This is a genomic window from Mycobacterium mantenii (assembly GCF_001667865.1).
Taxonomy (GTDB): domain Bacteria; phylum Actinomycetota; class Actinomycetes; order Mycobacteriales; family Mycobacteriaceae; genus Mycobacterium; species Mycobacterium mantenii_A.
Genome location: NZ_LZJP01000042.1, coordinates 17,740 through 39,784, shown reverse-complemented (window position 1 = coordinate 39,784; position 22,045 = coordinate 17,740). Strand labels below are relative to the sequence as shown.

Annotated in this window: 17 protein-coding genes; 10 read left to right on the top strand and 7 right to left on the bottom strand. The window is 63.4% G+C overall.

Features of this window, described 5'->3' with window-relative positions:
- Positions 1-235 precede the first annotated feature (235 nt).
- From A5688_RS27540 to A5688_RS06645, 4 genes are all read left to right on the top strand, one after another.
- On the top strand, positions 236-541 hold the full coding sequence (locus A5688_RS27540; protein ID WP_131812139.1) for a hypothetical protein: 306 nt from the start codon (positions 236-238) through the stop codon (positions 539-541).
- Positions 538-1,470 (top strand): DUF3631 domain-containing protein, encoded by a 933-nt coding sequence (locus A5688_RS28520; RefSeq protein ID WP_131812140.1) that lies wholly within the window; start codon positions 538-540, stop codon positions 1,468-1,470. Before A5688_RS27540 ends, A5688_RS28520 begins: the two co-directional genes overlap by 4 nt.
- A 33-nt stretch (positions 1,471-1,503) precedes the next feature.
- Positions 1,504-2,226 (top strand): DUF3631 domain-containing protein, encoded by a 723-nt coding sequence (locus A5688_RS28515; protein ID WP_067910799.1) that lies wholly within the window; start codon positions 1,504-1,506, stop codon positions 2,224-2,226.
- Between the two features lie 1,054 nt (positions 2,227-3,280).
- Entirely contained in the window at positions 3,281-3,997 is a 717-nt protein-coding gene (locus tag A5688_RS06645) for a hypothetical protein (RefSeq protein WP_067910802.1), read from the top strand.
- A 171-nt stretch (positions 3,998-4,168) separates the two neighbouring features.
- Here the strand turns inward: A5688_RS06645 and A5688_RS06640 are convergent, their stop codons facing one another.
- Positions 4,169-4,765, bottom strand: a complete 597-nt coding sequence (locus A5688_RS06640; RefSeq protein ID WP_067910805.1) for a recombinase family protein — start codon at positions 4,763-4,765, stop codon at positions 4,169-4,171.
- A 468-nt stretch (positions 4,766-5,233) separates the two neighbouring features.
- Here A5688_RS06640 and A5688_RS06635 point away from each other — a divergent pair, with 468 nt between their 5' ends.
- Complete coding sequence (locus A5688_RS06635) at positions 5,234-5,563, top strand: hypothetical protein (protein WP_067910808.1); 330 nt, start codon at positions 5,234-5,236, stop codon at positions 5,561-5,563.
- Positions 5,564-5,685: 122 nt separating this feature from the next.
- Here A5688_RS06635 and A5688_RS26725 read toward each other — a convergent pair whose 3' ends face one another.
- Complete coding sequence (locus A5688_RS26725) at positions 5,686-6,069, bottom strand: very short patch repair endonuclease (protein WP_082955097.1); 384 nt, start codon at positions 6,067-6,069, stop codon at positions 5,686-5,688.
- Between the two features lie 355 nt (positions 6,070-6,424).
- Here A5688_RS26725 and A5688_RS06630 point away from each other — a divergent pair, with 355 nt between their 5' ends.
- A complete protein-coding gene (locus tag A5688_RS06630) occupies positions 6,425-7,087 on the top strand; it encodes a hypothetical protein (RefSeq protein ID WP_067910811.1) in 663 nt (220 codons plus the stop codon).
- 269 nt (positions 7,088-7,356) lie between these two features.
- Here the strand turns inward: A5688_RS06630 and A5688_RS26720 are convergent, their stop codons facing one another.
- From A5688_RS26720 to A5688_RS06605, 5 genes are all read right to left on the bottom strand, one after another.
- On the bottom strand, positions 7,357-8,424 hold the full coding sequence (locus tag A5688_RS26720; protein WP_165607456.1) for a DNA cytosine methyltransferase: 1,068 nt from the start codon (positions 8,422-8,424) through the stop codon (positions 7,357-7,359).
- Between the two features lie 436 nt (positions 8,425-8,860).
- Complete coding sequence (locus tag A5688_RS06620; protein ID WP_067910818.1) at positions 8,861-14,128, bottom strand: FtsK/SpoIIIE domain-containing protein; 5,268 nt, start codon at positions 14,126-14,128, stop codon at positions 8,861-8,863.
- Positions 14,109-15,797, bottom strand: a complete 1,689-nt coding sequence (locus A5688_RS06615; RefSeq protein WP_067910821.1) for a hypothetical protein — start codon at positions 15,795-15,797, stop codon at positions 14,109-14,111. The genes A5688_RS06620 and A5688_RS06615 overlap by 20 nt, the downstream gene beginning before the upstream one ends.
- A 42-nt stretch (positions 15,798-15,839) precedes the next feature.
- Entirely contained in the window at positions 15,840-17,657 is a 1,818-nt protein-coding gene (locus A5688_RS06610; protein WP_131812141.1) for a hypothetical protein, read from the bottom strand.
- Positions 17,654-18,670 (bottom strand): helix-turn-helix transcriptional regulator, encoded by a 1,017-nt coding sequence (locus A5688_RS06605; RefSeq protein ID WP_067910827.1) that lies wholly within the window; start codon positions 18,668-18,670, stop codon positions 17,654-17,656. The genes A5688_RS06610 and A5688_RS06605 overlap by 4 nt, the downstream gene beginning before the upstream one ends.
- Before the next feature lie 150 nt (positions 18,671-18,820).
- Between A5688_RS06605 and A5688_RS27535 the strand changes: the two genes are divergently transcribed.
- The 4 genes from A5688_RS27535 to A5688_RS06590 all read left to right on the top strand — a co-directional run bounded on the left by A5688_RS27535 (position 18,821) and on the right by A5688_RS06590 (position 22,016).
- Positions 18,821-19,051 carry a hypothetical protein gene (locus A5688_RS27535; protein ID WP_131812142.1) on the top strand — a complete coding sequence of 77 codons (231 nt, stop codon included), beginning with the start codon at positions 18,821-18,823 and terminating at the stop codon, positions 19,049-19,051.
- Entirely contained in the window at positions 19,048-20,472 is a 1,425-nt protein-coding gene (locus A5688_RS06600) for a hypothetical protein (protein ID WP_131812143.1), read from the top strand. Before A5688_RS27535 ends, A5688_RS06600 begins: the two co-directional genes overlap by 4 nt.
- A gap of 72 nt (positions 20,473-20,544) precedes the next feature.
- Positions 20,545-21,333 carry a hypothetical protein gene (locus A5688_RS06595; RefSeq protein ID WP_067910833.1) on the top strand — a complete coding sequence of 263 codons (789 nt, stop codon included), beginning with the start codon at positions 20,545-20,547 and terminating at the stop codon, positions 21,331-21,333.
- Between the two features lie 125 nt (positions 21,334-21,458).
- Positions 21,459-22,016 carry a hypothetical protein gene (locus tag A5688_RS06590; protein ID WP_131812144.1) on the top strand — a complete coding sequence of 186 codons (558 nt, stop codon included), beginning with the start codon at positions 21,459-21,461 and terminating at the stop codon, positions 22,014-22,016.
- The last annotated feature ends 29 nt before the right edge of the window (positions 22,017-22,045 follow it).

Below are 22,045 nucleotides of genomic sequence, written 5' to 3'. Positions count from 1 at the left end.
AAAGCCTTGCACACAACGCCCGCGAGCCTCGCTCAGATGCGGTACCGGGGTGACGGACCCAACTTCGTGCGCGCCGGGCGGAGGCGCGTCCTCTACAGGTGGGCCGACGTGGATCAGTGGATTACCGACTCCCTACACACCCGCACGGATGACTAGCCCTGGGGCACCGCCGGGGTCTCGACTCCGGGAACGCCAGTGTCAGCGAGCAGACAAACGTAGTGAAGACTTCGACGTTTTGTTCGAGCACATTGGCGAGTACTTCGACGATGTGCTGGTCAGCCCGATATATGGCGCGCGCAGCGAGCGCGCGGTGGCCGCGATCAATGCATTGCCATCGTGGGCCCGGCGCTGGGACGCGGCCTTCGAGGTCTGGCGCATACACCCCGGCTACGCCGACCGGCTCGCGATTAACTTGTCGAGGCTCGGCTTTACGGTCGGCGACGGTAATGGTCGCTGGTCCTCGCGGCGAAATGGTGCACGAGGAAGGTGGCGGAGTGCAACTTCCAGGATCACGTGTCACGCGGAAGGCGGAGTTCTGTGACCGCGCGGACCCATCTGGCCGAGGTTTTAGGGGAGCAGGCTTCGCGTGATGAACATGCAGACTGCCTCGGCGCGGAGGCGGCCAACTTAACCACAAGCACCACCGACCGCAACTACGTGACCGGCTGCCCGGATTCGACAGGCTCTGGTGAGGCCGACGCAGTCTCGGCTAAACGGGAAGCGCCGCCATACGGCAGCATCGACGGCGCTGCGGTGCTTGACAAGGTCGAGGCGTGGTATCGGCGGTTCATAAGGGTGACCTTCGATCACGACTATCACTTGCTGGCGCTATGGACGGTGCACACGCACCTGGCCGAGGAGTGCCACACCAGCCCGCGCCTGCAACTCGACTCGTTGATGCCGGGTGCAGGCAAGACGACGGTTCTCGATCACTTCAAGCGCTTGTGTCACGACCCGGTTCTGATTGCCTCCATGTCATCCCCGGCGTTGCTCCCGCGCATGCTCAACAACGGCATTCGAACAGTCCTGCTCGACGAGGTCCACCGAACGTTAAGTCCCGACAAGCCCGGGGTTGGGGACTTGGTGGCCATCATCAACACCGGATACCGGCGCGGTGCGAGTCGCCCGGTCAACGTGCCGGTGAAGGGCGGCGGCTGGGAGGTGGTCGAAATGCCGACCTTCGCACCTGCCGCTTTGGCGGGTAACGACCCGAACCTCGCGGAAGATACCCGTTCACGCATGATCCGCGTCTTGCTGATGCCCGACCTCGACGGCACCGTGGAGGACTCTGACTGGGAATACCTCGAAAACGAGGCCGACGCGCTGCAGGACGAGATCGCCGAGTGGGCCGCCAGCGCCCGCGAGAAGGTCAAAGGTATGGTCGTCGATCTTCCAGCTGGATGCGTCGGTCGCGCCAAGGAGAAATGGCGCCCGATCAAGCGGGTTGCCGTGGCGGCCTGCGGGCGTTGACCGGGGATCTCCGACGAGCTGATCGAGAACGGGATGGCGGAGGATGCCGCCGTGCGCGAGGCTGGGCTGAAGAAGCAGCCGCCCGGCATGGTGTTGCTGACTGACCTTCATGCGGTCTGGCCCGCCGGCAGGGACTTCATGCCGACCCTGGACTTGGTTAACCTGCTCGTGGCCCACAACCCGGGGTACTGGGGCGACGATAGCCCTTACGGCAAACGTCTCACGGAGACGCGGCTTGGACGCATGCTCAACCAGTCCACCAACACAACTTCGGTGCGACCCGGCGGCAAGGGTCGTCGGGGGTACCCACTATCCGCGCTTCGGACGGCGTGGGACAGGTTGCGCATAGGCCGAACGATTCCCGATACCGCAGCAAGGAACCGGATAAATCCGGCGAACTTGGAGCATAAATCCGGCGAACCGAAAACCCACAGCGCCGAGTTAACCGAGTCCTCCGGGTGCACCGGGTTAATTAAGAAAGCCGCCGAGTTCGACAAAGCCCTTTCTCCTGCCCAGGAACCTATCGCCACATGCGACACCGACAACAGCTTTAACGCGCTCCGCGCTGAAATAATGGCCACCTTCGCCACTGCCGGCCAGCAAACGGCCGATAGCGGTGAGGAGTACCGCGCCGGAGTCATCGAAACAGACACAGACCCTGGCCTCCCGGGAGCCATGGCGAACTCCACCACTGGTCTAACCGATCGGGTCCAACGGGCATTGGCGAAGGCACGCGCCACCACCGCGATACTGTGATCGCCGGTCAAGCTACCGGGCGTACATCCGATGGCGATAGGAGAGGCCGGGGTGGGCCTTCTCACGGCTGCCGTCCTACGGCGCGTTGCCCAAGAGGGGCTGACGAACTCCGCGGGACCGCTGCCGCCGCGCTACTCCGCTGCGATCTAATCTGGCGCTGGTCACCCGGACGCGGGGGTGGTGAATCAAAGTGTCAGGGCGCTCGCGTGACCTGCACCTCCAATGCGGTTTGAGGTGCTCGGTGATGCCTACGCCGGTGCCCAAACCATGCCACGCAAGCGTTCCGGAAGGCGCATCGCGCTTTGAGGCGTCACGGAATCGGCCGCGCCCGTTTCTTACACGAAGCCGCCGGATGGTGCGACATCGATCTCCATGAACCCGGGACACCCGGAGAACCCGGCGAACCTGGGGCGGGGATCGGCCGAATATGAACCCGACTGTGCCGGGTTAGCCGAGTTCTCCGCGTGTACCGGCTGCTGCCCCGGGCACCTTCCCCCAGAGAAGCCAAAGTTCCGGGTCTCGCCCGTGTCGACAGCATGTTGGAACGAGGCGAACGTCAGCCCGCAAGGAAACCCACGGCGCCGTATTCACGCGTGAACCATACCGGATCACAGCCCTAGGAAAACTCGTCTCAAATGCAAGTACGGACGTCGGTGCCGGTCCGGGCGCGCGAGGAATTTCCGAGTGGGACCCGATTAACTGGGCTTTTCGCTGGGCCGGTCAGTGCCTTCGCCGACACCTGCCCAAACGTCCGCAATGATCGTCAAATAATCGCCGACCGGCGATCAACCAGGTGGGGCAGCCGATCCCGCCGTGCCGGGTCTGCCACCCGGCTAGCGATGCCGGACAACGCACTTCACCTAAGCAGGCCGAGCAGGCGGTGGCGCCCTCGGCGGCCGACGGCCGCTGCGAAATTCACGGACCGGCCCCGGACAGTGCCATAGTCGAGGCTTGGGCCGATGACTACATCCGCTTCGAGTGCCGACCCGCCTGGCAAGAGCGCCTACGGACCGAGATCCGCAGCCGCTGCCGACAGCTCGAACCGCCAGCTGGGATGGTGCTGCACGCCACGTTTTTCGGCGACAAGCTCCCGAACGCCGACGTCGAGAATCTCGTGCTCTACAACATCGGCTCGTTTGCAGTCGCCGGCCGCAACGGGACCCGCTTCGAGCTCGGCGCCGCCGTACCTGCGGCTCCCGATGGTGCTGAGTACCGGTTCGGCTATCGCTACGCGCTCGCGCCGCAGTCCGGCGCCTTCGCCGACTGGCAGCAGGGGCGGACGTTGGCGTCGTTCGACTGGACCGACCTCGGGGCGTTCGCCGATGACGTGAAGCTGGCGCAAGTGTGGCTAGCGCTGCGCGGTCGCCAGGTCGAGGTGGACGGGTCGCCGCGTGCGCCCGAGACGCCATTCGCGGTCAAAGTTCAGGTCCGGCCGCCGCGCGGGAGTCAGCCGGTCTTGGGCAATCTGGTGAAGGGGATCTTTGACGGGGTGGTCTGCGCTTTCCAGGCCCACACCGACACGGCGGCGCTGCCGGAGGTCGTGGCCCGGATCGCGAGGGCACTTCGGGTAGATCCCGTCGAGATCGAGGAGCTGCTACTTGATCAAAGCCGGGCCGTGCTCGGCGTCGTGCCGCAGCTCGTCGCCCCGTACGGCGAGGGCGTCAGGTGGGACCCCGCGGACCACCTGTGCGTTGCCGGCGAGTTACTCCGCGCTGAACCGATCGGTCCACGCTGGACGATCAGAGGTGAGATCGTCGAGCTCGCCCGCTAACACAGCGGATCCATAAGGAGCCCTGAGACCGGCACCCAACCAAGCAAGAAATCGGCACTGCCAGCGCCTGCCTTGAAGCCCTTGAGGATGCTTTCAAGCACAGCAAAGAGCAGAGCTTGTAACCGACCTTTCGGCTCCTGAACGTGCTGCCGGTGCACCGTGCTGTGGTTGCTAGACCGCCTGCACCACTACGTCCTGCTTCTTCAAGATCTTCAGGGTCCTGAACACCGTGCTCCGACTGATGCCGAACATGGAGGTCAACTCACTTACCGGTTCACCCTGTTGGTATAGGCGGAGGAGTCGCTTCTGCTGGGCAGCATCAAGTTTCATGGGCTTGGTGGCGGCCAAGCCACGGGCGAGCCGAGCCTCGCGGGACGCGGCGCGGCGCTCCTTGCCGAGTTCGAGTTCCAGCTCCGCGATGGTGGCCATGATGCTCGTAACGGCACGCCCCGTGGGGGTGCTTGTGTCCACCCCTTCGCGCAACGACCGTACGTGGACACCGCGGCTGGTCAGCTCGTGCAGTGCAGTTGCGACTTCCCGAACAGACCGTCCGAGTCGGTCGACGGCGACGACGACGAGACAATCGCCTTCGCGGAGCCAGCCCATGCACTCGCGCCAGCCCGGTCGGTCGCTGCCAGCACGCCCGGAGGAGGTGTCGCTGAAGGTCCGGTCGGGCGCGATTCCTGCGGCGGCGATCACGTCGTGCTGCTGATCGACGGACTGCTGCCCGGTAGACACCCGGAGGTACGCGGCGGTGCTCATGGTCATACAGAACCACCGCGGTGCGACATTTAATTCGATGTCAGATCCTCAGAAGTCGGACTCGCCTTGTGACACTAGGAAATCGGACTCGGCGACCTGCGCAGATCTGGCGCTTGCAGTCGACCGTGCGCTTGGTCCCAGATGTTTAGAAACGGAACCTGGTCGGCGAACCGAGATGCGGCATGGACTCGACCGCCTCGAAGCGGGCGACTCGCACAGTAACGGCACCCAAGTTCGGGCGGTCTAGTAAGGTCGCTAACGCTGAGCACATCCTGACCGCAAGAGGATGCAGGGTGACGGCCACACAGGTAAGGCGATCGCCGTATCTCGGGGGCCAGCCGGGCGACCCTTACCGGTATCTAGCCGTTGATCAAAGCTCGGTGCGATGAAAATTTCAGCACCTGGGCCGGCGCAGCTTCCAGATCTGCGCCGCTTGCACGAGGCGAAAGCAGTCCCTTAGGGAAGAATGGTCCGATGGAACAATCTGAGGCGAGGGACGTAGTCCTCGACGCCATTTTTGGTCGGCCTAAGGTGGAAAAGGCCCCGCAGCTAAACGCGGAAAATGTCCTATCTCTGTTGGATGATTCACCGGAGCTGAACGGCACTATCACATCACCGGCGGGTGACGTCCTCTACGAAGGGCCGCGGTTCACGGTGCAGTACGCTGCTACCTACTTCGACGTCTCCGAGACCACAGCTCGGCGGAAACTGTATCAACTCGCCGATCGCGGATTGTTGGCGATTACCGCTGTGCATACCCCGGGCGAACGCGGTCGGCGGCTTTGGATTCACCGCAAGGACTAGGGCTCAGGCCGTGCGGGATGCCACGCGGTCGACGCTTTTAGCGCCGCCGAGGTCTGAACGTGGATGAATCCGACGACGACTGGGACGCGGTCCTGAAGCCACGGATGTGGCGTCGAAAGCCTTCAGGCCGAACTCCGAAGTCGGACAACGGCTTCGACTTGAGCGGCAACCTCGCCAGGAGGTTGGTGTTCCCACACCCTCACGACCGCCCACCCTGCGTCGATGAGCCGCCGGTCTGTATCGGCGTCGCGGGCTCTGTTCCGTTCCATCTTCGCCGCCCAGTACTCCGGATTTGCGACGGTCCTTGGCCGCCCGTGGTCGGGGCAGCCATGCCAGAAGCATCCGTCGACATAGACCGCTACCTTTGCGCGACCGAACACAATGTCTGCCCGACGCCGAAGGCCTTTGAGAGGCGCGCGGTCCACCCGATAACGGAGACCCGACGCGTGCAACAGTCGACGGATCGCCATCTCTGGCTTAGTGTCACGCGTTTTCTGCACCTGCATTCGCGCCCTGACGCCGGGCGTGCTCGCATAGGAATTCAACGCGGACTCTGGTCGGCGCACACGCACGCTGCCAGAAGGTCTGCCATCACTGCCCCTCGCCTTCACGGACCCATTCTGGCGCGCGGAGCCTTCTGCGTGTCACTCAACTTGGGCCACTTTTCGCTGACTGGTGTGGCCGCCGGTCGCTGATCTGCTTGTTTTGATGATGGCGGACGTGGATGTGTGTACTAAATAGCGGGCTTGGTCGTGTCGCGGTGGCATCTGTGGGTGTCGTACCCATCGGCGCCTCGGTCGGACCCGCCACGCCGTCGCGGTGAGCAGAACTGTCGGAGGCGGCTGGCACGCTGGTCGAGCTATGACCAAAGTTCGCACTGTCAGATTTCACACCGAGTATGGCCCTGCGCAGTTGTTCGATAAAGCACGCGAGCAGCTGAAAGACTTGGTCGGCCTCAGTTTGGAGATACCGCACGCAAAAGCTCGCTTCGAAGAACGTGGGATCCCACTGGAGTATCTGACCGACTTTCGCCCTGAGTGCTGGGAGGTGATCACTGTTGAGACCGCTGTGCGCACTGGCCGCATCATCTATATGTCGCTGCAGCGCAAACTCGAAGGCAAGAAGTACCTTTGGATCGTCCTCGCCTTCGAGCAGGTAATCACCGCGTTGATCACGGAAAGCCCCAGCAACCGCGCAACGAATCCGCTGATTGTGAAAGATGGGCCTGCTTGGGACGCCGCTGCGGAGGGCCGGGAGCCGACAAGTACTCATGCCATGGCCGAGTGGGAGGAGGCATACGCTCGTCGCGTTCGCGCGCATCGGATACTCGCCGCGCTCGCCACCGTGCCTGAGCGTGCCAGCGGGGACCGACTCGCGCATGCGGCGAGATTTGTTCTCGCCGGCGGCACCTGGAGTCAAGCTGCGGTTGGGGCTGGGTGGGCTACCCGCGAGGGCATGGACGCCGCGATCGCCCGCCTGCTCCGGGCGGTCAAGCGCGGCGGCTCCGCAGGGGATGGTGATTAACCCCTCCCGGGGGGCACGCGAAGTCAGACGCAACTCGTCGCGGTTGAATCATCGGTTCCGGTCCCGATGCAGGGCTCGGCTCGTGCGGGTCTGCACTGCCGATCGATCAAACGTCACGACGTGCATTGACGCGGCTCAACTCAGGTGGCGCGTTAGTGCCTTCAGCGTGTCAGAACAGGGCCGCATTAAAGTGGCTGAGTCCTACATTGCCAAATCTTCCGAGCGACGTCGGGTTCTGCTCCCATGCGAGCATCGGATTGTTCGCGAACTTAGAGGATTGCGAGTAGCCGCCTGGCGATTGCGGCGGCCATCGGTGGTGGCACGGCGTTGGCGACCTGTAGTGGTTGCGCCGCGCGCGGACCGCTGAACGTATACGAGTCCTCGAATCCCTGAATGCGGGCCGCCTCACGAACACTAATGGTGCGGTCGAGCGTCGGATGGACCGGTAGGGCCCTGTGGCCGGCAACGATCGTGCGGGCGAGGTCTTTGTGGAGTCTCCGATAAGAGATCGGCCCTGTGCCCGGTTCGATGAGCGAAATCTTCTTTAGAACTTTGTCCGAGTGAGCCATTGTGCTCGCATTGGTAACGGTCCGCCCGCCTACTTCACGGCATTCGGCGTACTCTCCACAACCGAATAAGGGCAGGTCGGCAAGAGCCTCTATAACGCTTAGCGTCTGCGGCAAGTCGCAAGGTTGTGGATGGACAGCGCAATTTACGCCCGCCCATTCGGGGCAGTGTGTGGGTTCTGGTGCGCTCGGCGCATCACCTCTAGTGGCTTGCTGCGCTAGGAACACGATGCGACGCCGGAGTTGCGGGACACCGAAATCGCATGCACGCAGAAGGTATTCCTCGCCAGCGTATCCCGCGAGGCGAAGCTCATCGATGACTGCGGTCGTAAATTGAACCCCACTCACGCCGCGCATGCCCGGCACGTTCTCGATCGCCACGAAGCGAGCATTTAACTCGCGAGCTAATCGTGTCACCTCGCAAAATAGTGCGTTTTTCTCATCGCCAGGTTGACGTTTGCCGGCCGCGCTGTAGCCCTGGCATGGCGGCCCTGCGATGACGGCGGTGGGCTTACCCGCCGAGGGGACGAGAGCGCGCACCGCGCGGCCACTGATCGTCCGAACATCAGCTTCGAGGACCACCGTCCCCGGGTGGTTGAGGCGATAGGTCTGAGCGGCCCGCTTCTCAGACTCGATCGCTAGTGCGATCCGAAAGCCTTCTTTCGCGAAGCCGGTACCGAGACCCCCAGCGCCAGAGAACAATTCCACGGCAACGGGACGAGCGTCTCGCCGGGCGGCCAACCTCCCCGTCTTGCAGAACGAGATCAGCACACATGCGTCACACGAAGGTTTCGATTCGCGGCATATTCGCTGGCCATGTTTGTCCAGATTTTGGTACAACCTGTCGGCGGTTGATCCGCCCGGTCGGTTCTCTTGCCCGCCCTGGGCATTCTTCGCGATTAGGCCTATCCTCCGCAGAACCCGATTTGCTTGCCCCGCAGATGCTTTCCCCTTCACGAGTTTGGCCTGCTGTCCCGAATCGCCCTCTGCGGCTGCCCTAGAAGGCCGGGTCCGTTCGCATGGCTCCTTACTTCGGTAGGTGAACTCAAGTAGTTCATGGACGCGGTCGAAGACCGCCCGCTCCTCGAAGGAGGAGAGAACATCGCCTGGCAGTGGCGGCAGGGAGTCGGAGTTCATCACCATCGATCCTGGCATGCCCCAATGACACCTCGCCGTCCAGCGGTCTAGGACACGCCGGACGCGGTAATCAACCGGCTTGCCAACGGCCAACCTCTGCCACCGCGTCAAGCGGCGTACATAGGAACCCCTGCAAGTGTTCAAGTCTCCCGCCATGGTCAAACAGCAGGTCACCTTTATCGCGGAGCGACTCTGCCCCACCGCGCCCAATGATGGTTATTGAGTCCTGAGACGCCTGCACTCTAAGCGCCACACGCGCTGTCAGGTTGGCTTTGATATCGCCCGTTATGATCTGGACACTCGGCCTCTGGGTTGCGAGTACGAGGTAGATGCCAAGTGCTCGAGTCATCTGGGCGAAACGCTTCACGTTTTGCATGAATGCGGCTCGTGCGTCCCGTTGCAGTGCGTCGGTAAGGTCTGCGAATTCGTCGATGATGATCACCATCTGTCGGAGTTCTTCCGGCACCCCGCCCTCTTCATAAAATTCGAGTGCGCTGGTCACGCGGGCTGCACGCAACGTCGCGCGTCTGCGGTCCAGCTCCCGAGCCAACGTGTCGTTCAGCTGTCCGACCATCTCTAGAGGGTCGGTGATGATACGGCCTTCGACCAGGTGCATCCCGCCTTCGAACGGCTCGTAGTTGACGGTTTGCGGATCGCACACAAGTAGTTGCAATCCCTGGGGATTTCGGGCCCGCACGAGGCTCGAAACCAAAGCCCTAAGGAGCACACTTTTTCCGCTGCCGGTCGCGCCAGCCACCAGCAGGTGTGGCAGCCTCGCGAGATCTGCTATCCGAACCTCCCCGCTCGGGGCGACACCGAGCAAGAAGTTCAGGGCGCCTGGTTCTGCAGGGCCGTCCAGGAGATGCGCATAGTCGCTGTACCTGACGGTTTCGCGTTCTGCCCGAGGAACATCCACGGTGACGTAGTACGGCTCCTGGTCGATGAGCAACCCTTCGGCGACACCCACCTCACGACCGAGATCGTCTGCCCGCGACTGCAACCCAGAAAGCGTCTGCCGACCGAGAAGGCGCGTGCGCAGCCGGATGATGCTTGGACCGACTTCTGCCAGGGCCGGGTCGAATGGCTCAACGTTGAGGCCGTATTTTGCCGCCGCCTCGGTGAGTTCGGATGCAACGCGTTGAGTTTCGGCATCCCTAGCAGGGTCCCGGCGCCCGGCGGGAACGCGCACTTCCGGCTGGTCAGGTAGCGGCGCGTCGGGGCTTGGTGACGAATCCCCGGCGGCAGGCGTGGCACCGCCTGAGTCCACAGGGGTGTCTGGTGCGCCGGCCGGGCCACCATGGCCGGACGGGGCGGGCCCTTCCGGAGGCACGATCGACGGAACCGTTGCTGGTTTAAATGTCGCTGGCCCCGGTACCGGGGCACCGGCCGCGAGCGCCTCCAGCACGGGTCTGCCAAGCCTTAACCAGCTGAGCGGTTGACCCGTCCCAGGCAACACCTGCCGGTGAGCGGCGAACCCGCTGTCCGCTTCAACCGAGATGAACTCGCCGTGGAAGCGGCGTGCCTCAACGTCGAACGAAAGGTCTAAATGAAACTCTCCCTGCGACACCTGCTCGAGTCTGGCCTCGACAGCATCGATGACTGGGCCCGATGCGACCTCGGGTATCAGACCGAAAGCCTCGCCGCGGGCAATCCCTCCACGAATCAACTCCGCGAGGTCACGTGCCCGAAAAAGGCGTGACGGACCGTCGCTGTTGAATTTGGATGCCAGCCACTCCCGGGCTGCTTCCAACTGCGGTCGTGCGAGCGCCGGCAGCTCTGGATCGCTGACGCTCCGGTACTTCACCTCCAGTAACCGGCCGCTAATCCTGACCGGCCCGTCGGCTACTGGCGTTGTCCCGCCGGTTAGCGGCATCGTTAGGACAAGAAGGTCGTCACAGTGCCGCCCGAGCGGCCTCGTGCGTCCATCAGTCGGCAGCGCATCGAGGACCTCATCGAGCGCGAGCATGACGGTGACAGATTCTTCTTTCGGGGTAAATGCACCGTCAAGATCAGCAACGGCTGCAATCCCTGCGACAATGCCGACCCGTTCCCGGATACGCGAAGGGTCCGCGCCGAGCAGGTCGAGGGCCCATTTGCCATTGACACTGTTCAAGTGCGAGAGAATCCGGTCTAGCGCGGACCGTCGAGGATTGCCGATCTCGCGCAGCACCTTCCGAAGTGCCAGATGGTAAGGGTCGACGCGCTCTGTGGCCGTAATCGCGTCGAGCCCAGGCTGGCCAGCCTCCGCCCGGTCTTCGTAGTCGATTAGGTAGCGCTGATTCTCGCCTGCCCCGCTTGCCGCGAAGGCCTCGAGCCCAAGCAGCCGGTCGAGGTGTACGACCCAGACACTGCGGGTGTAAATCTCAGTGAGGAAACCTGTTGACACGCGTGTGCTCGGCATCCGCGTGGAGTTCGGAACGATCTGCTCGCGCGGCATACCGCCAACCACTTCCAGACATGCGTGAACAAGCCCTTCTAGCGAATCGCCCTGTTTTGGTGAGCGCCCCGGGAAGGTACCCCACGAAAACTGAGTCTCGTTGCGCCCCGGAGTTGTCTGGCGACCGGGGGCGGATGCGAGACCACCGACGAAGAGTGTCGAGGCGCGCGCCGAGAAATTGAGCGTGGCGGGCTGCCTTCGCAATGGACTGCGGAAGATGAAAGTGAGGTGGGCGAAGTCTGGCCGCTGCTCACCGGGCTCCGCAACGGTCAGTGACACCCGGTCGCGCAGTACAGCGTCCACAAGCTCGTCAATCGCGAACATCGCCCGTTCGAGCTTCTCGGGCCGATTGCTAGCGACAACGGTCAGGTCGATGCTCGGAAGCGGCGAGGCAGTTCGGCCCGGTCCCGCCACACGGGCAAGAGGCTCATAGAACCTCCGCAACGCGGTAAGCACAGCTCCGCCGTCCCCTGGCTCAATGAAAGATACCGCCAACACCTGCCGGTCATCTCGATATTCCGGGAACACCTCGAGGAAATGATGCAACCGGCGGGTTATGTAACCCGAATCGTGGTCGGTCCCCAGAGCCGCAGACGGCAGCTTGCGGTAACGTCGCCAAAGCATTGGGACGCCGCCTACCGATTCGTACCAATTCTCCCGTAGCGCGAAGGTTGGGAGCAGGTGACGGATTGAGCATGACTTCAGGTCAGCGTCAAGAACCTCTACGGCTTTTGGCAACCACGATGTGACCTGGTCATCAAAGCGCTGCAAGAACGCGATGGTGACTGGGTTCGTAGGAGCCAACAGTAGCTCTCCGCTGGCGACGTCGGTGATGACGTCGCACAAGATCAGTCTTTCGTACTCGGCACGGAAGGGGCCACCTAAAGCGGCGCGCTCCAGCAACTGCGCGTACGCCTTGACGTACCTTGATGCCTCGTCACGCGCCACACCTGCTGCTATTGCGTGAGCACTGCCATGAGGTTGCAGCGCTTGAAACATATCGCGCCTAGCGGACCAGAACGCCTCAAGCTCGGCCTCGCCTAAGTCGTCGAGCGCGAGGCGCTCAAGCAGCGAGTCCGGTTCCAGCTGCAACTGGCCCTCTTCAAACCCGGCAGTGTATGCAGTCGCTTGGGGCAACGCGAGGATCTGCCTTTCCAGGTCAAGTCCATTGACGGTCACTCCGCCGATCGATAGCCGTTGTGGCGAAAGCTTCGGCGAGGGGCCGCCCATGTTGCTTATGAATCCGCGGCCGTCAGCGACACCGAACTTCACGGCGCTCAGGTCGGCATCCAGTTGGCGCCTCGCAACTTCGAGCTTGGCGTGAGGAACACTCGGTAACGGATCCGGGATCGCAGTACCTGGCAGAGGCGTCTGTGAATCCCCACCACCATCCGGGAAATTCGACTGATCATCGCCGTCGCCGCTGTCGCCGGGCTCGTCTACACCCTGAGCACCCGGCTCCCCCGGCTCGCCGGGTGTTTCGGCTCCGACCTGGCCGGTGTCGAGTAAATAGATTGGGTGGCTCTCAGAGCCCCATACAGCGGCGTATTGGATCGGCTCGCCCGCAACGACGACCCCGGTGCCGGCCGGTTCGATACCGGGGGCGAAGACGATCGTGCCGCTGCTGTCCACTGCCACGACTTCGGGTTCGCCCTCATAGAGGAAGCAACCGGTTTGAGGGTCAACGTCGAACGAAGCCTCTGCGGGGAACCAAGACCCCTCACCGGTGAACACGGCTAGCCTCAGCGGCACACCTTGTCCAAGAGCAAGTACGCCGAAGACCCACTCACCACTCGCCTCGCAGGGTATGCGCAGTTCTCGGCGACCTGCGTCAATCACCGCTTCGTCGGGTTGGGCGCCCCTCCATGTAATTGTCGCGTGATCGGCCGGAGAAGGCGTGCCCTTCAAGAGGATTGCGAACGTGCCTCCCCCAGGAAGCCACAGAGCGACGCTGTCGCCGCCGGCGACAGCGACGGCACCACGGACATTGACGGGCCTCGCGATGGTCAGCCGATCCTTCGGGAGCGCCTCCGGGAGATCGTTTAACGTGAAGGCGCTGTAGTCGATGCCGAACGCAGTCGCCGCGTTGAGAATCTTCTTGCGGCCTGGCGCTTCCGCGTCGCCGTAGGCAGCGGTGAGCTGCAGAGCAAGATCCTGCCCCGGTGCGCTCCAGCGTTCTAGCTTGGCGCGCCAATTGACACCCCGGCGGAGCCGCTGAGGATCGTCGGTGGCGAGTTGCGGATCGGACAGGTAGCACCCGAGCTCGTACAGGCGTGCGCCAAGTTGGGTGTCAGTTCCGCTTTCCCGGAACAGGCGTAATAACGCTGCAAGTTGTTCCGCGTCCTGCGGCACGTCTCGCTTTACGAAGTCGGCGACGACGGACTGTGAAATTGGCGGCGCCGCAGGCAAGTTGGAGACCGCTCGTTCAACAAGGGCGCTCCATTCGAGTTCGGGAAGTTCGCGAGCATCTTTCGCGGCTGTGAGGACCGTATCAACCGGCTCGGGGTCGAGCACTAACAGGAGCACGGGACGCTCACTCGCCGCGTACTGAACCTCGTCGCGGACCCTCGCAGCGAAACCGGCTGAGCCGCAGTTCGGCTTATGGGAGCTGCCTTCAGTACCGTCGGTGCGGGTCACGAGGTATGGGATGAGGGTCGCGCCTGCGGTCGGAATACCGAGAAGCCCGATGTGTCCTCCGGGGATACCAATTTCCACTGCGGGCGTCGGGTCGAACTCGGCTTCTAGCGCTAAGAAGACGTCGGCGGGCTCAAGGCCGAACAAACTCGGCAAGTAGACGCGTTGCACGCGCGGTGTCGCGGCCGCGACATCGAGCATCGCGGCCGCGACTAACTTTGCGGCGTCGACGATGCCCGGCGCGGATTCAGTGCGGGTAGTGGACATACGCGGACTCCCCAGCGTCGGAATAGCGAACAAGGAGGCCGAGCCTTTCCAGGGCATCGGCGAGGCGGTTCCGTTCTTGAGGGCTTTGTGGCACAAGGCCGTATTCTTTGAGGCCAAGCAGGAACTCGGCAAGGGGCACGGGGTCGTCCCGACACACCAGCCGCACCAGCAGCTGAAGGAGCCGTTCGTCAATCTCGTAGTACGCGATGTTGCCGTTGCGGTTAATCAACGAACCTGCGCCCGTGTTTTCTACGAACAGCAGCTGATTGAGGATGTCCCTGCTTTGGTGGCGCAAATCACGCCGACGCAGACGGAGTACGTCTTCCCGGAGCGCGTAGACGCCTGGACGAAGCCTGCCAACCTGCCCGGCATCGGCGAGCTCGTGACGGAGCGCGGCAGGGCCGCGGTGTGCCGCATGGTGGATGACAGCGATTGCGGCGCATGCGGCGTCGAATGTTTTACGGAACTCAGCGTCGACTCGCAACTGTGATACGAGCGGAGTGACGTCGCGGATGGTGGTTGCCTCAGCGTTACGAAGCCCGGACCACGCAAGAGTCGCGAGGTTGAGGGTTATGAGGGTCGCGGGAAGCGAGTGCAGCCAGCGCTGGTCGAGGCTCGCATAGCTCGACCTTGCGCCGTCACGGAGGCGGATTGGTTCGTAGCGCCCGGTGCCCGTGCGGAATTCGATCGCGCCGGCCATCGGGCATTCGCGTAATGATGTCGGGTCGCACCCAGCGCGGTGCGCATGACAACCCTCAACCTCCGGCGCGGCTACATCAGCTGCAGCCGCGATAACGGCGTCGAGTTGTGCCCCCTTGACCAAGGCTCCGCGGTACATCCAAAGCCCTATGTGCAGGCTGATTAATAGGGTCAACCAGGCAACCTTGTCCGACCGGGGCAGGTCGGTGGACAGCACGGTGTCCAGGTCCCGCCTGAAGCGCGCAAGGGCCGGGGCGCAGAATGGACCGCCGGCATCGGACATGTCGGCGCGGATCGCGGCCCCGTACTTGTTCAGCAGCGACTCGGCGTTTGGGACCGCCTCGGGATTTGCGGCGGTTGCGCTCGCAACGTCCAACAAGAGCTCGTCAAGGCGCGTGAGATCGCTATTTCCGTCGATCACCCTAAGGACGCGGTCCATGAGATCGCGGTCAAATTCGGACCTGGGCTCATCCCATAGCAGGAATGGGAGGAGTATCCCGCTGAACATTCTGTATCGGGCGGGCTGACGAGTGCGAGTGCTATGCGCGTAGTTCGCAGGCAGCACCGCCTGCAGCGGTAGCAGGACGCGCGCCTGTTTGCGACTGTAGAAGCGGTCAACGAGTGCATCTGCGACCGCTTCGCGCACCTCACCCGGCGGCAGCGGCAGCTCGGCGCGGAACTTCTCCTCGAGCTCTAAGTCAAGAGGAGGATTGGGCCAGCGATCGGGAGTTGGATCAGCGGACGCCTCCTGATAGATGCGCCAGAGCAGCTTGTCCCGATCATCGGCACGCGGGACCGTCGGCACAAATCCTTGCGTTCCCAGGAGTTCTTGCCGCTCACCCCATAACCGCGGCAGCTCAATGCGATGCCCGGCTACAAAGAGTGTGGTAGGGGACTTGGCGGGTTCCCCAGGCTCCCACTCGACGCCAACGCCGGTCGCAGCTGCGACATCGGCGAGCGCGGCGCTCACCTCCGCCGCTACGGGAGGTGGGGGTGTTCTGTTCGTAACCAATTAAAGGACCTCATTCGCACGAAGTATTCGGCCACCAGGACCAAATGGCGCGATCCGGAACTTCCGATTGCTCCCCCGACGGCGGACGAGCAAAGGCAGCATCCGATCCTGACCGGCAAGCCGTCCAACCGACTCCATCGCTCGCCTCAGTCCGAGGAAACGCTCCTTGTCGACCGATGACGGAACGGTTCCCGCGGCGGCGCGGCCCAGCAGATCCCAAAGCGGGAGACTTACGTCAAGGGGCTGGATCACGGCAGTTCCGCTGCCCCTTCGCTGGGCCTGCACGGTGAGCTGCATCGCGATGGTGAGTGGACGGTAACCTACAACTTTGGCGCCACGCGGATTTGCGGCGACGATCGGGTCGCCATCTGGGGGTGGCCACAACATGCCCTCCTGGACAAGATCCGCGCGGACGAAGACGTCCGTCTTCCTCGTCACGCCCGCGCCATCGTCAGTCGGGAAAAAGGACTCGGGCCCAGAAACGACGCCGAAACCCGAAGCGAGCCCCTCTGCGACGTACTCGATCGCCTCGAGGAGCTCCCGCGGTGTCTCTGCCCCGTCTGACAAGCCTTGCTGCGCAATCAGTGCGGCGGCAAAAGAATCTGGGATTTGCGCGCGGGAGGGCACGAGACCGCCCAGCCAAGCGGCTCGTGCGAGCTGTCGGCCGCCGATCGCCGCCCGCCCTTCACGGATTGCGGCGGCGGCGGTCTCGACAGCCGGGCGGGTTCCGGACTCACCGGCCAACGCGCCGCGGACCACTGAAGCGTCAGCGTGCGGATCCAGACCTGCCGCCGCCACAAGGTCATGAACCTGGCTCGATGGAGCCAGGCTTGGGTCGGCACCAACCAAGTCAGCGCATAGGCCCGTCCCGTCATCAAGTGCGGTCCCTGTTGCTAGTCCTTGGATGACTGCCGTGATGTCATTCGCCTCCGCAATCTCTGCGATGACATCGCAGGGATCATTTTCATTGGTGTTTATGCCTCCGAGCGCAAGCTGTCCAGCTAGGTCCCAAAGCGCGCGAGGCGCAAGGTTTCTGCCTCGTCGCAGTGCGATGTCCCCAACCGCACCATTCAGCGCGGTCCGGCCCGGCTCGCTGCTCATTATTTGTGCGTTTGCGCGCGGATAGCACCAACCAATGACCTTGCACGTCTCACATCGTGGCGCCCCTTCGAGCACTCCATCGACCCTGTCCGGGTCAAGCCGCTCCAGCATGAGATCGAAGATGTCGCCCGCCTGTCCAGCAGTCGGCCGATGATCCAGATTGATGATCAAAACCGCGTCGTTCAGCCAACTGGGGTAGTCAACGCTGACTGACATCGGGACGTTAAGGCGTTCCTTCATGTAATGCTCAAGGGCAGCATATTGATTGGCTCGTCCCCGGCGAGACAGGTCCCTGAAGAACTTCAGCACCATGCCGGTGTTCATCGCGATCAGTCTTGTCGGTCCACCAGGCCTGTCCGTGCCCACGAACGGCGAGAAAAAGTCCGCAAGCCGATCTACCTGTTCTTTATTGGGCGCTTCGGCATGCGTCGCATCTGCGATGCAGTCGCCGAAATTTGTGCCCGAATCGTCAAGGACGTGGCGGATAATCGCTGACTTCCCCCCGCCGGCGGAACCGGCGATTACAACCAAGTCGGGCCGACCGTCGTCTCTCACCAAATCGAGCAGGTGACGTTCGAGGTCTCCCGCCTGGTACATGCGCTGCTGCACCGAAGAAAGGGTTTCACCTACAACGGCCTCACCAGCCGACGCGAGGAGGTCACGAAGTCGGCCGATCGGGCTTGGCAAACTTCGATCGAAGGGCTCGGGAGTCGTCATCGGCCCCACCCCGTGATTGGAGGTAAATCCATCAGACCCTCCTCGACAAGCCGACGGCATGCGAGCCACCCGGGAACGTTCAACTGCGTCGCCACGCGCGTCACGATGTCGACCCATTCCGGCGAAGCCTCCCCCGCCACTTCCGGGAGGCCGATTGCCCAGAAGTCGGCCTGCTCGTCAGCACGGGCAATTGCGACAACCGCCTCGTCGTGGGCACGCCTAACGGCTTCTTGCGGCGCCAGCAACCGAATGGCGACATTGTTCGCCATCACCTCTACCTCAGGCAGGTTTGAGATGGCGCCGAACGCCCGCAGAGATGACGACAGCGCGGGCAGGAATTGGCAGCGGTCTTTACCGAGCAGCCGGTGCGCCGCGGCGTGGGCGAGGGCGAATTGGTAAACGGCCGGAGATGCCGCGGCTGGCAGCGCAATTCGCACATCGACCCTCTCTGGAGGCTGGTTGTGAACCGGCTTTGACGTGAAGGCCACGAGTGGCGTGTTGGGTCCCATGTCTGACGGCGGAACAAAGAAGGGCCGGTTGATTTGCCCGATGCGGGCTAAGACGTGGTCCGGCACCGGGATGGGCGGCGGTGACGGGTCGCGCGCGTACACCTCCTCCGCAATAAGTTCGGCCTCGATCCGCCTAACCGTGTCGATCGTTATCGGCAGGCCGTTGCTCCCGACCGCCCGTCGGTAGACGGAGAGCTTCTTCTCCGCTGTCTTCGGCAGAATGCCGAGGGCAACGTACAACCGGCCTTCGTCATCCGGCAATTCGAAGACCGCGAGCTGTTCGACCGTTTCCCGGGCAATCTGCTTGGTCGGCCCGTTTTCCCACTTTGCGACTGTGCTGGGGTCACAGTTTTCGATCTGGGCCGCGAGCCTCGCCCGTGAAAGCGGGGCGTCCCCCGGCCGCCGCTCCTTACCGTCAGCGTTCAGCTTCTCCCGCTGCTGATGGAGCACATTCCTGAAGGCGTCGGTCATAACCACCGTGTCGGCGGCGCTGCGGGAAGCCATGCGGTTGAGGATCCGCTTTAACGCGGGCCCCTGTCAAGCGCTCGTTGCGCATTGCGCATTGCGCAATAGACCCTGGCCCCAAGCCGCGCTATTCGGGAAAGTCGGAGGCATACAGCGCCGACAAAAGCCGGCCACTATCAAGGAGTACCAATGATCGATCCCATTCGATTCCATAAGACCCGGCACGGGGTGCCCTTTATTGTCGCACCCCAGCGGGGACAACCACTGACAGTTGCCCTGGCATATGCCAACCGGGCACGTGCCGAGCGCCAGGCCAGCGCCTGGAATGCATTGCAGCCGATCGACGGCCTAAGGGTCAAGGTCGGGTGCCGAGACGACAACGGCCAGTGGCCGTTGGTCTGGACGGAGTCGGCGAAATGACTGTCATAAAGGGAGGTGTGCCCCCGGCGGCTAAGTCGTCGGGCGCTCATCTCGTCCCAGGGCTTGGCCTGCACATTGCGGGCGTCGACATTCTCGACCCTGTAGTTGCGGCCGAAGCGCTGCACTGGCCGACCGGTACCCGTGGGGAACCAGTCGACGAAACCGTTGCGGAGGGGCTGGACCTGACGCCGTTCGTGTGCGAGGCGGTCGCACTGGGAGCACGCGTGTTGTCAGCAACCGCGGATTCCGCCGGTGTTGCGGCGCTGAACACAACCGTCGCCGCGCTCACCGAGCGCGCCGAGAGTGCGACGACTGGCTTGGTGGAGACTGCGCAACGTGCGAGCACCAGTGCGATTGAGGCGTCGGCGAAGGTGTCCGAGGTGGTACAGGCCGCGCTCAAGCGGTTCCAAACCGAGTCCGCCCAGACGCTCGATGCGCCCGTAAAAGCAGTGGCCGAGCGACTCGACCGGCTGCTCGCCGCCGACGGGAGCCCGATTGCGGCGTCAATCAAAGAGGTCGTCAGCGGCGCGATGGCCGAGGCCCGGGAGGGTTGGCACCGTTCACTGACGGACACGCTGACGACAGTCTCGCGGTCACTCGACGCCACAGACCCGGGTACACCATTCGGCCAGCTCAACCAACAGCTAAAAGACGACCGACAGCGCCAGAATGCCGACCTCTATGCGCGAATCGACCGGCTCATGGAGCTTGTGGTCGAGGTGCGGAACGCGGCGAACACGACGGCCGCCGTAGCGGCGGTACGGAAGGCGTCGCCGGCGAAGGGCAAGCCATACGAAGAGGCCGTCGGCGCCGTGGTCGAGGGCATTGCGTGCGGTATCGGCGCGTCATATACGGAAACGTCGGACGTGGTCGGCGAAATCCGTGGTTGCAAGAAAGGCGATGGTGTGATCGAGGTCGCCGCCGCCGACTCTGCTACGCCTGCTGCGCGGGTCGTCCTCGAATTCACGACGAGCGGGGCGACGCGAAATTGGCCAAATTACCTTGCCGACGCTGAGCGAAATCGCGGCGCGCAGGCGTCGCTGGGCATCGTGCCGACGCGGGACCTGGTTCCGGGCAAAGAGATGATTGCCATCCTCGGGCCCGGCCGTGCGGTGATCGCTTACGACGTCGAGGACGACCCGGGGATGGTGCGTGCGACGATCCAGCTTCTGGTCGTGCAGGCGCAGCGGCGGGTCGCGGAGGCACGCGGCGGCGACCTCGGTGTCGCTGACCGCAAGATCGCCGAGGCACACCAGCAGCTCGTCACGATGCAGGACATCCTCAAATCCGCCCTGACGGTTCGCGCGGGCGCGAGCAAGGTGGTCACCGGCCTCGAGGCCCTGCACGTCACGTTGTCGCAGCTGCTGGGGCAGGCGCAGGCCGCAATCCGCGCGAGTGTGCCCGCGGCAGGTGACCAGTGAACCTGCGCGCGGCTATCAATGTCCGCTGTGACCAGCGAATATCGCAATCAAATACGACCTTGGAGTTAACCAATGCATACGCAACAGACGTCTAACCTCGCCATCGTTTACGGCGATGCCGACACTGTCCAAAACCATGCCGACCTGGTTAGAGAGCTCGCACATAGCGTCGGCCTCGACATCAAAGCGTGGCACTCTGATCCCCACGGGACACGGCAGGTTGATCCGCTAGACAGCGCCGACGGCCTCGTGTCCGCACTGTCGGACTGCGCGCGCCTTCACGCTGCGCTGTTTGTCCCGTATCCGGTAGATATGCCAGGGGCGCAGACCCCGAGACTGGTCGCTAATTGGCTGAACCGTCGCGGACTTCGGCTTCAACTGGGGCCCGCGATCTACTGTTGGGAGCACCCGGTCGACGAGTTCGATTTCGCGGTTCGCCGCACGCTCGATGCCGCTCAGGCGCTTGATGCCGCGGTCGTCGGGCGCCGAGCCGTGCCGACGATTGAGGCTCTACTGGACCAACTGACGGGAGGCCTTGCCCAGCCGGACGACAACGGGCATGCGGGTGTGCTGGACACCGAGCCGCGATTCCGTCGGCTTCGGATCCGCCGCGATCGTGACTTAGCTGCAGGGCTACAGGTCCCACCAGAACCCGATCTGGCAGCGGCGTGGCCTGAGCGACGCCTGCAGACACGGGCCTTCGCCAGATGGCTGCAGTCCTACGCCTCCCAATCGCTGATCGCCGATGTACTGAACTCTCGCGGAGTCAAACCGCAACGCGGTCACCGCTGGACCCAGCCTATGGTCAGCCGACTGCTGCGCGGCGAGCGCAGTCCGCACGCGCGTTCCGATGCGGCGTAGATGGTGTTGGCCCATGCTGAACTACGTCTCCCCACCCGCCCACGAACGGCACGCAGTCGGGCACCAATTGGGTCTAACCGGCCCTGGTGGCTGCAGCATCAATAGCGGCCAACGGAAGAGGAGGAATGACAGTGACCTTGATACCTGAGTCTGACCCTGAACTGGTTGCCGCTGTCGATGCTCGTGCGACGTCACGCCATGCGCACCATGAGGCGGGGCATGCTGTCGCAGCTGTCGCACGAGGCGGAAAGTTGATCCGTGTTTCGCTCGGCCATGTCGACTGGTCCGTCCCGGATGAAAGTGCGGATATCCCCGGCGAGACGGAGCACAGCAGCGCGTATGCCGACCAGCCGTTCGTGACCTTTGCAGGACCGTGGGCGGAGGCGATGTGGACTGTTGAGCACGAGGACGAAGTCGACGATCTGGGCGAAGCTCTCGAATATGTCTGGATGGAAAACAGCGACGGCGACACCGATAAGTATGAAAGCCGTATCGAGATGCTGTGCGCCTTGGCCGAGATGCTCGGCTTCGGCCCAGTCGGGCGTGTGTGGGAAGGGGCGTGGCTCGACGAACTGGATGTCCTATGGCCCGCAGTGTGCGAGATCGCCGCGCTGTTGATCGACGGCAAGCCCGTGACCCACGAGCTGGTCCTTGCCACGGTGGATCGGTGCCAAAGAGACTGAGATTCGCAGACGCCGTTCGTCTACCGGGC

What these genes read in the sequence shown, in the direction of transcription:
- A5688_RS06595 (WP_067910833.1), top strand. Translation starts at nt 20,545, where the DNA reads ATGCATACGCAACAGACGTCTAACCTCGCCATCGTTTACGGCGATGCC.
- A5688_RS06645 (WP_067910802.1), top strand. Translation starts at nt 3,281, where the DNA reads ATGGTGCTGCACGCCACGTTTTTCGGCGACAAGCTCCCGAACGCCGAC.
- A5688_RS06610 (WP_131812141.1), bottom strand. Translation starts at nt 17,657, where the DNA reads ATGACGACTCCCGAGCCCTTCGATCGAAGTTTGCCAAGCCCGATCGGC.
- A5688_RS06600 (WP_131812143.1), top strand. Translation starts at nt 19,048, where the DNA reads ATGACTGTCATAAAGGGAGGTGTGCCCCCGGCGGCTAAGTCGTCGGGC.
- A5688_RS06640 (WP_067910805.1), bottom strand. Translation starts at nt 4,765, where the DNA reads ATGACCATGAGCACCGCCGCGTACCTCCGGGTGTCTACCGGGCAGCAG.
- A5688_RS06620 (WP_067910818.1), bottom strand. Translation starts at nt 14,128, where the DNA reads ATGTCCACTACCCGCACTGAATCCGCGCCGGGCATCGTCGACGCCGCA.
- A5688_RS27535 (WP_131812142.1), top strand. Translation starts at nt 18,821, where the DNA reads ATGATCGATCCCATTCGATTCCATAAGACCCGGCACGGGGTGCCCTTT.
- A5688_RS06590 (WP_131812144.1), top strand. Translation starts at nt 21,459, where the DNA reads ATGACAGTGACCTTGATACCTGAGTCTGACCCTGAACTGGTTGCCGCT.
- A5688_RS28515 (WP_067910799.1), top strand. Translation starts at nt 1,504, where the DNA reads ATGGCGGAGGATGCCGCCGTGCGCGAGGCTGGGCTGAAGAAGCAGCCG.
- A5688_RS06635 (WP_067910808.1), top strand. Translation starts at nt 5,234, where the DNA reads ATGGAACAATCTGAGGCGAGGGACGTAGTCCTCGACGCCATTTTTGGT.
- A5688_RS06605 (WP_067910827.1), bottom strand. Translation starts at nt 18,670, where the DNA reads ATGGCTTCCCGCAGCGCCGCCGACACGGTGGTTATGACCGACGCCTTC.
- A5688_RS26725 (WP_082955097.1), bottom strand. Translation starts at nt 6,069, where the DNA reads ATGCAGGTGCAGAAAACGCGTGACACTAAGCCAGAGATGGCGATCCGT.
- A5688_RS06630 (WP_067910811.1), top strand. Translation starts at nt 6,425, where the DNA reads ATGACCAAAGTTCGCACTGTCAGATTTCACACCGAGTATGGCCCTGCG.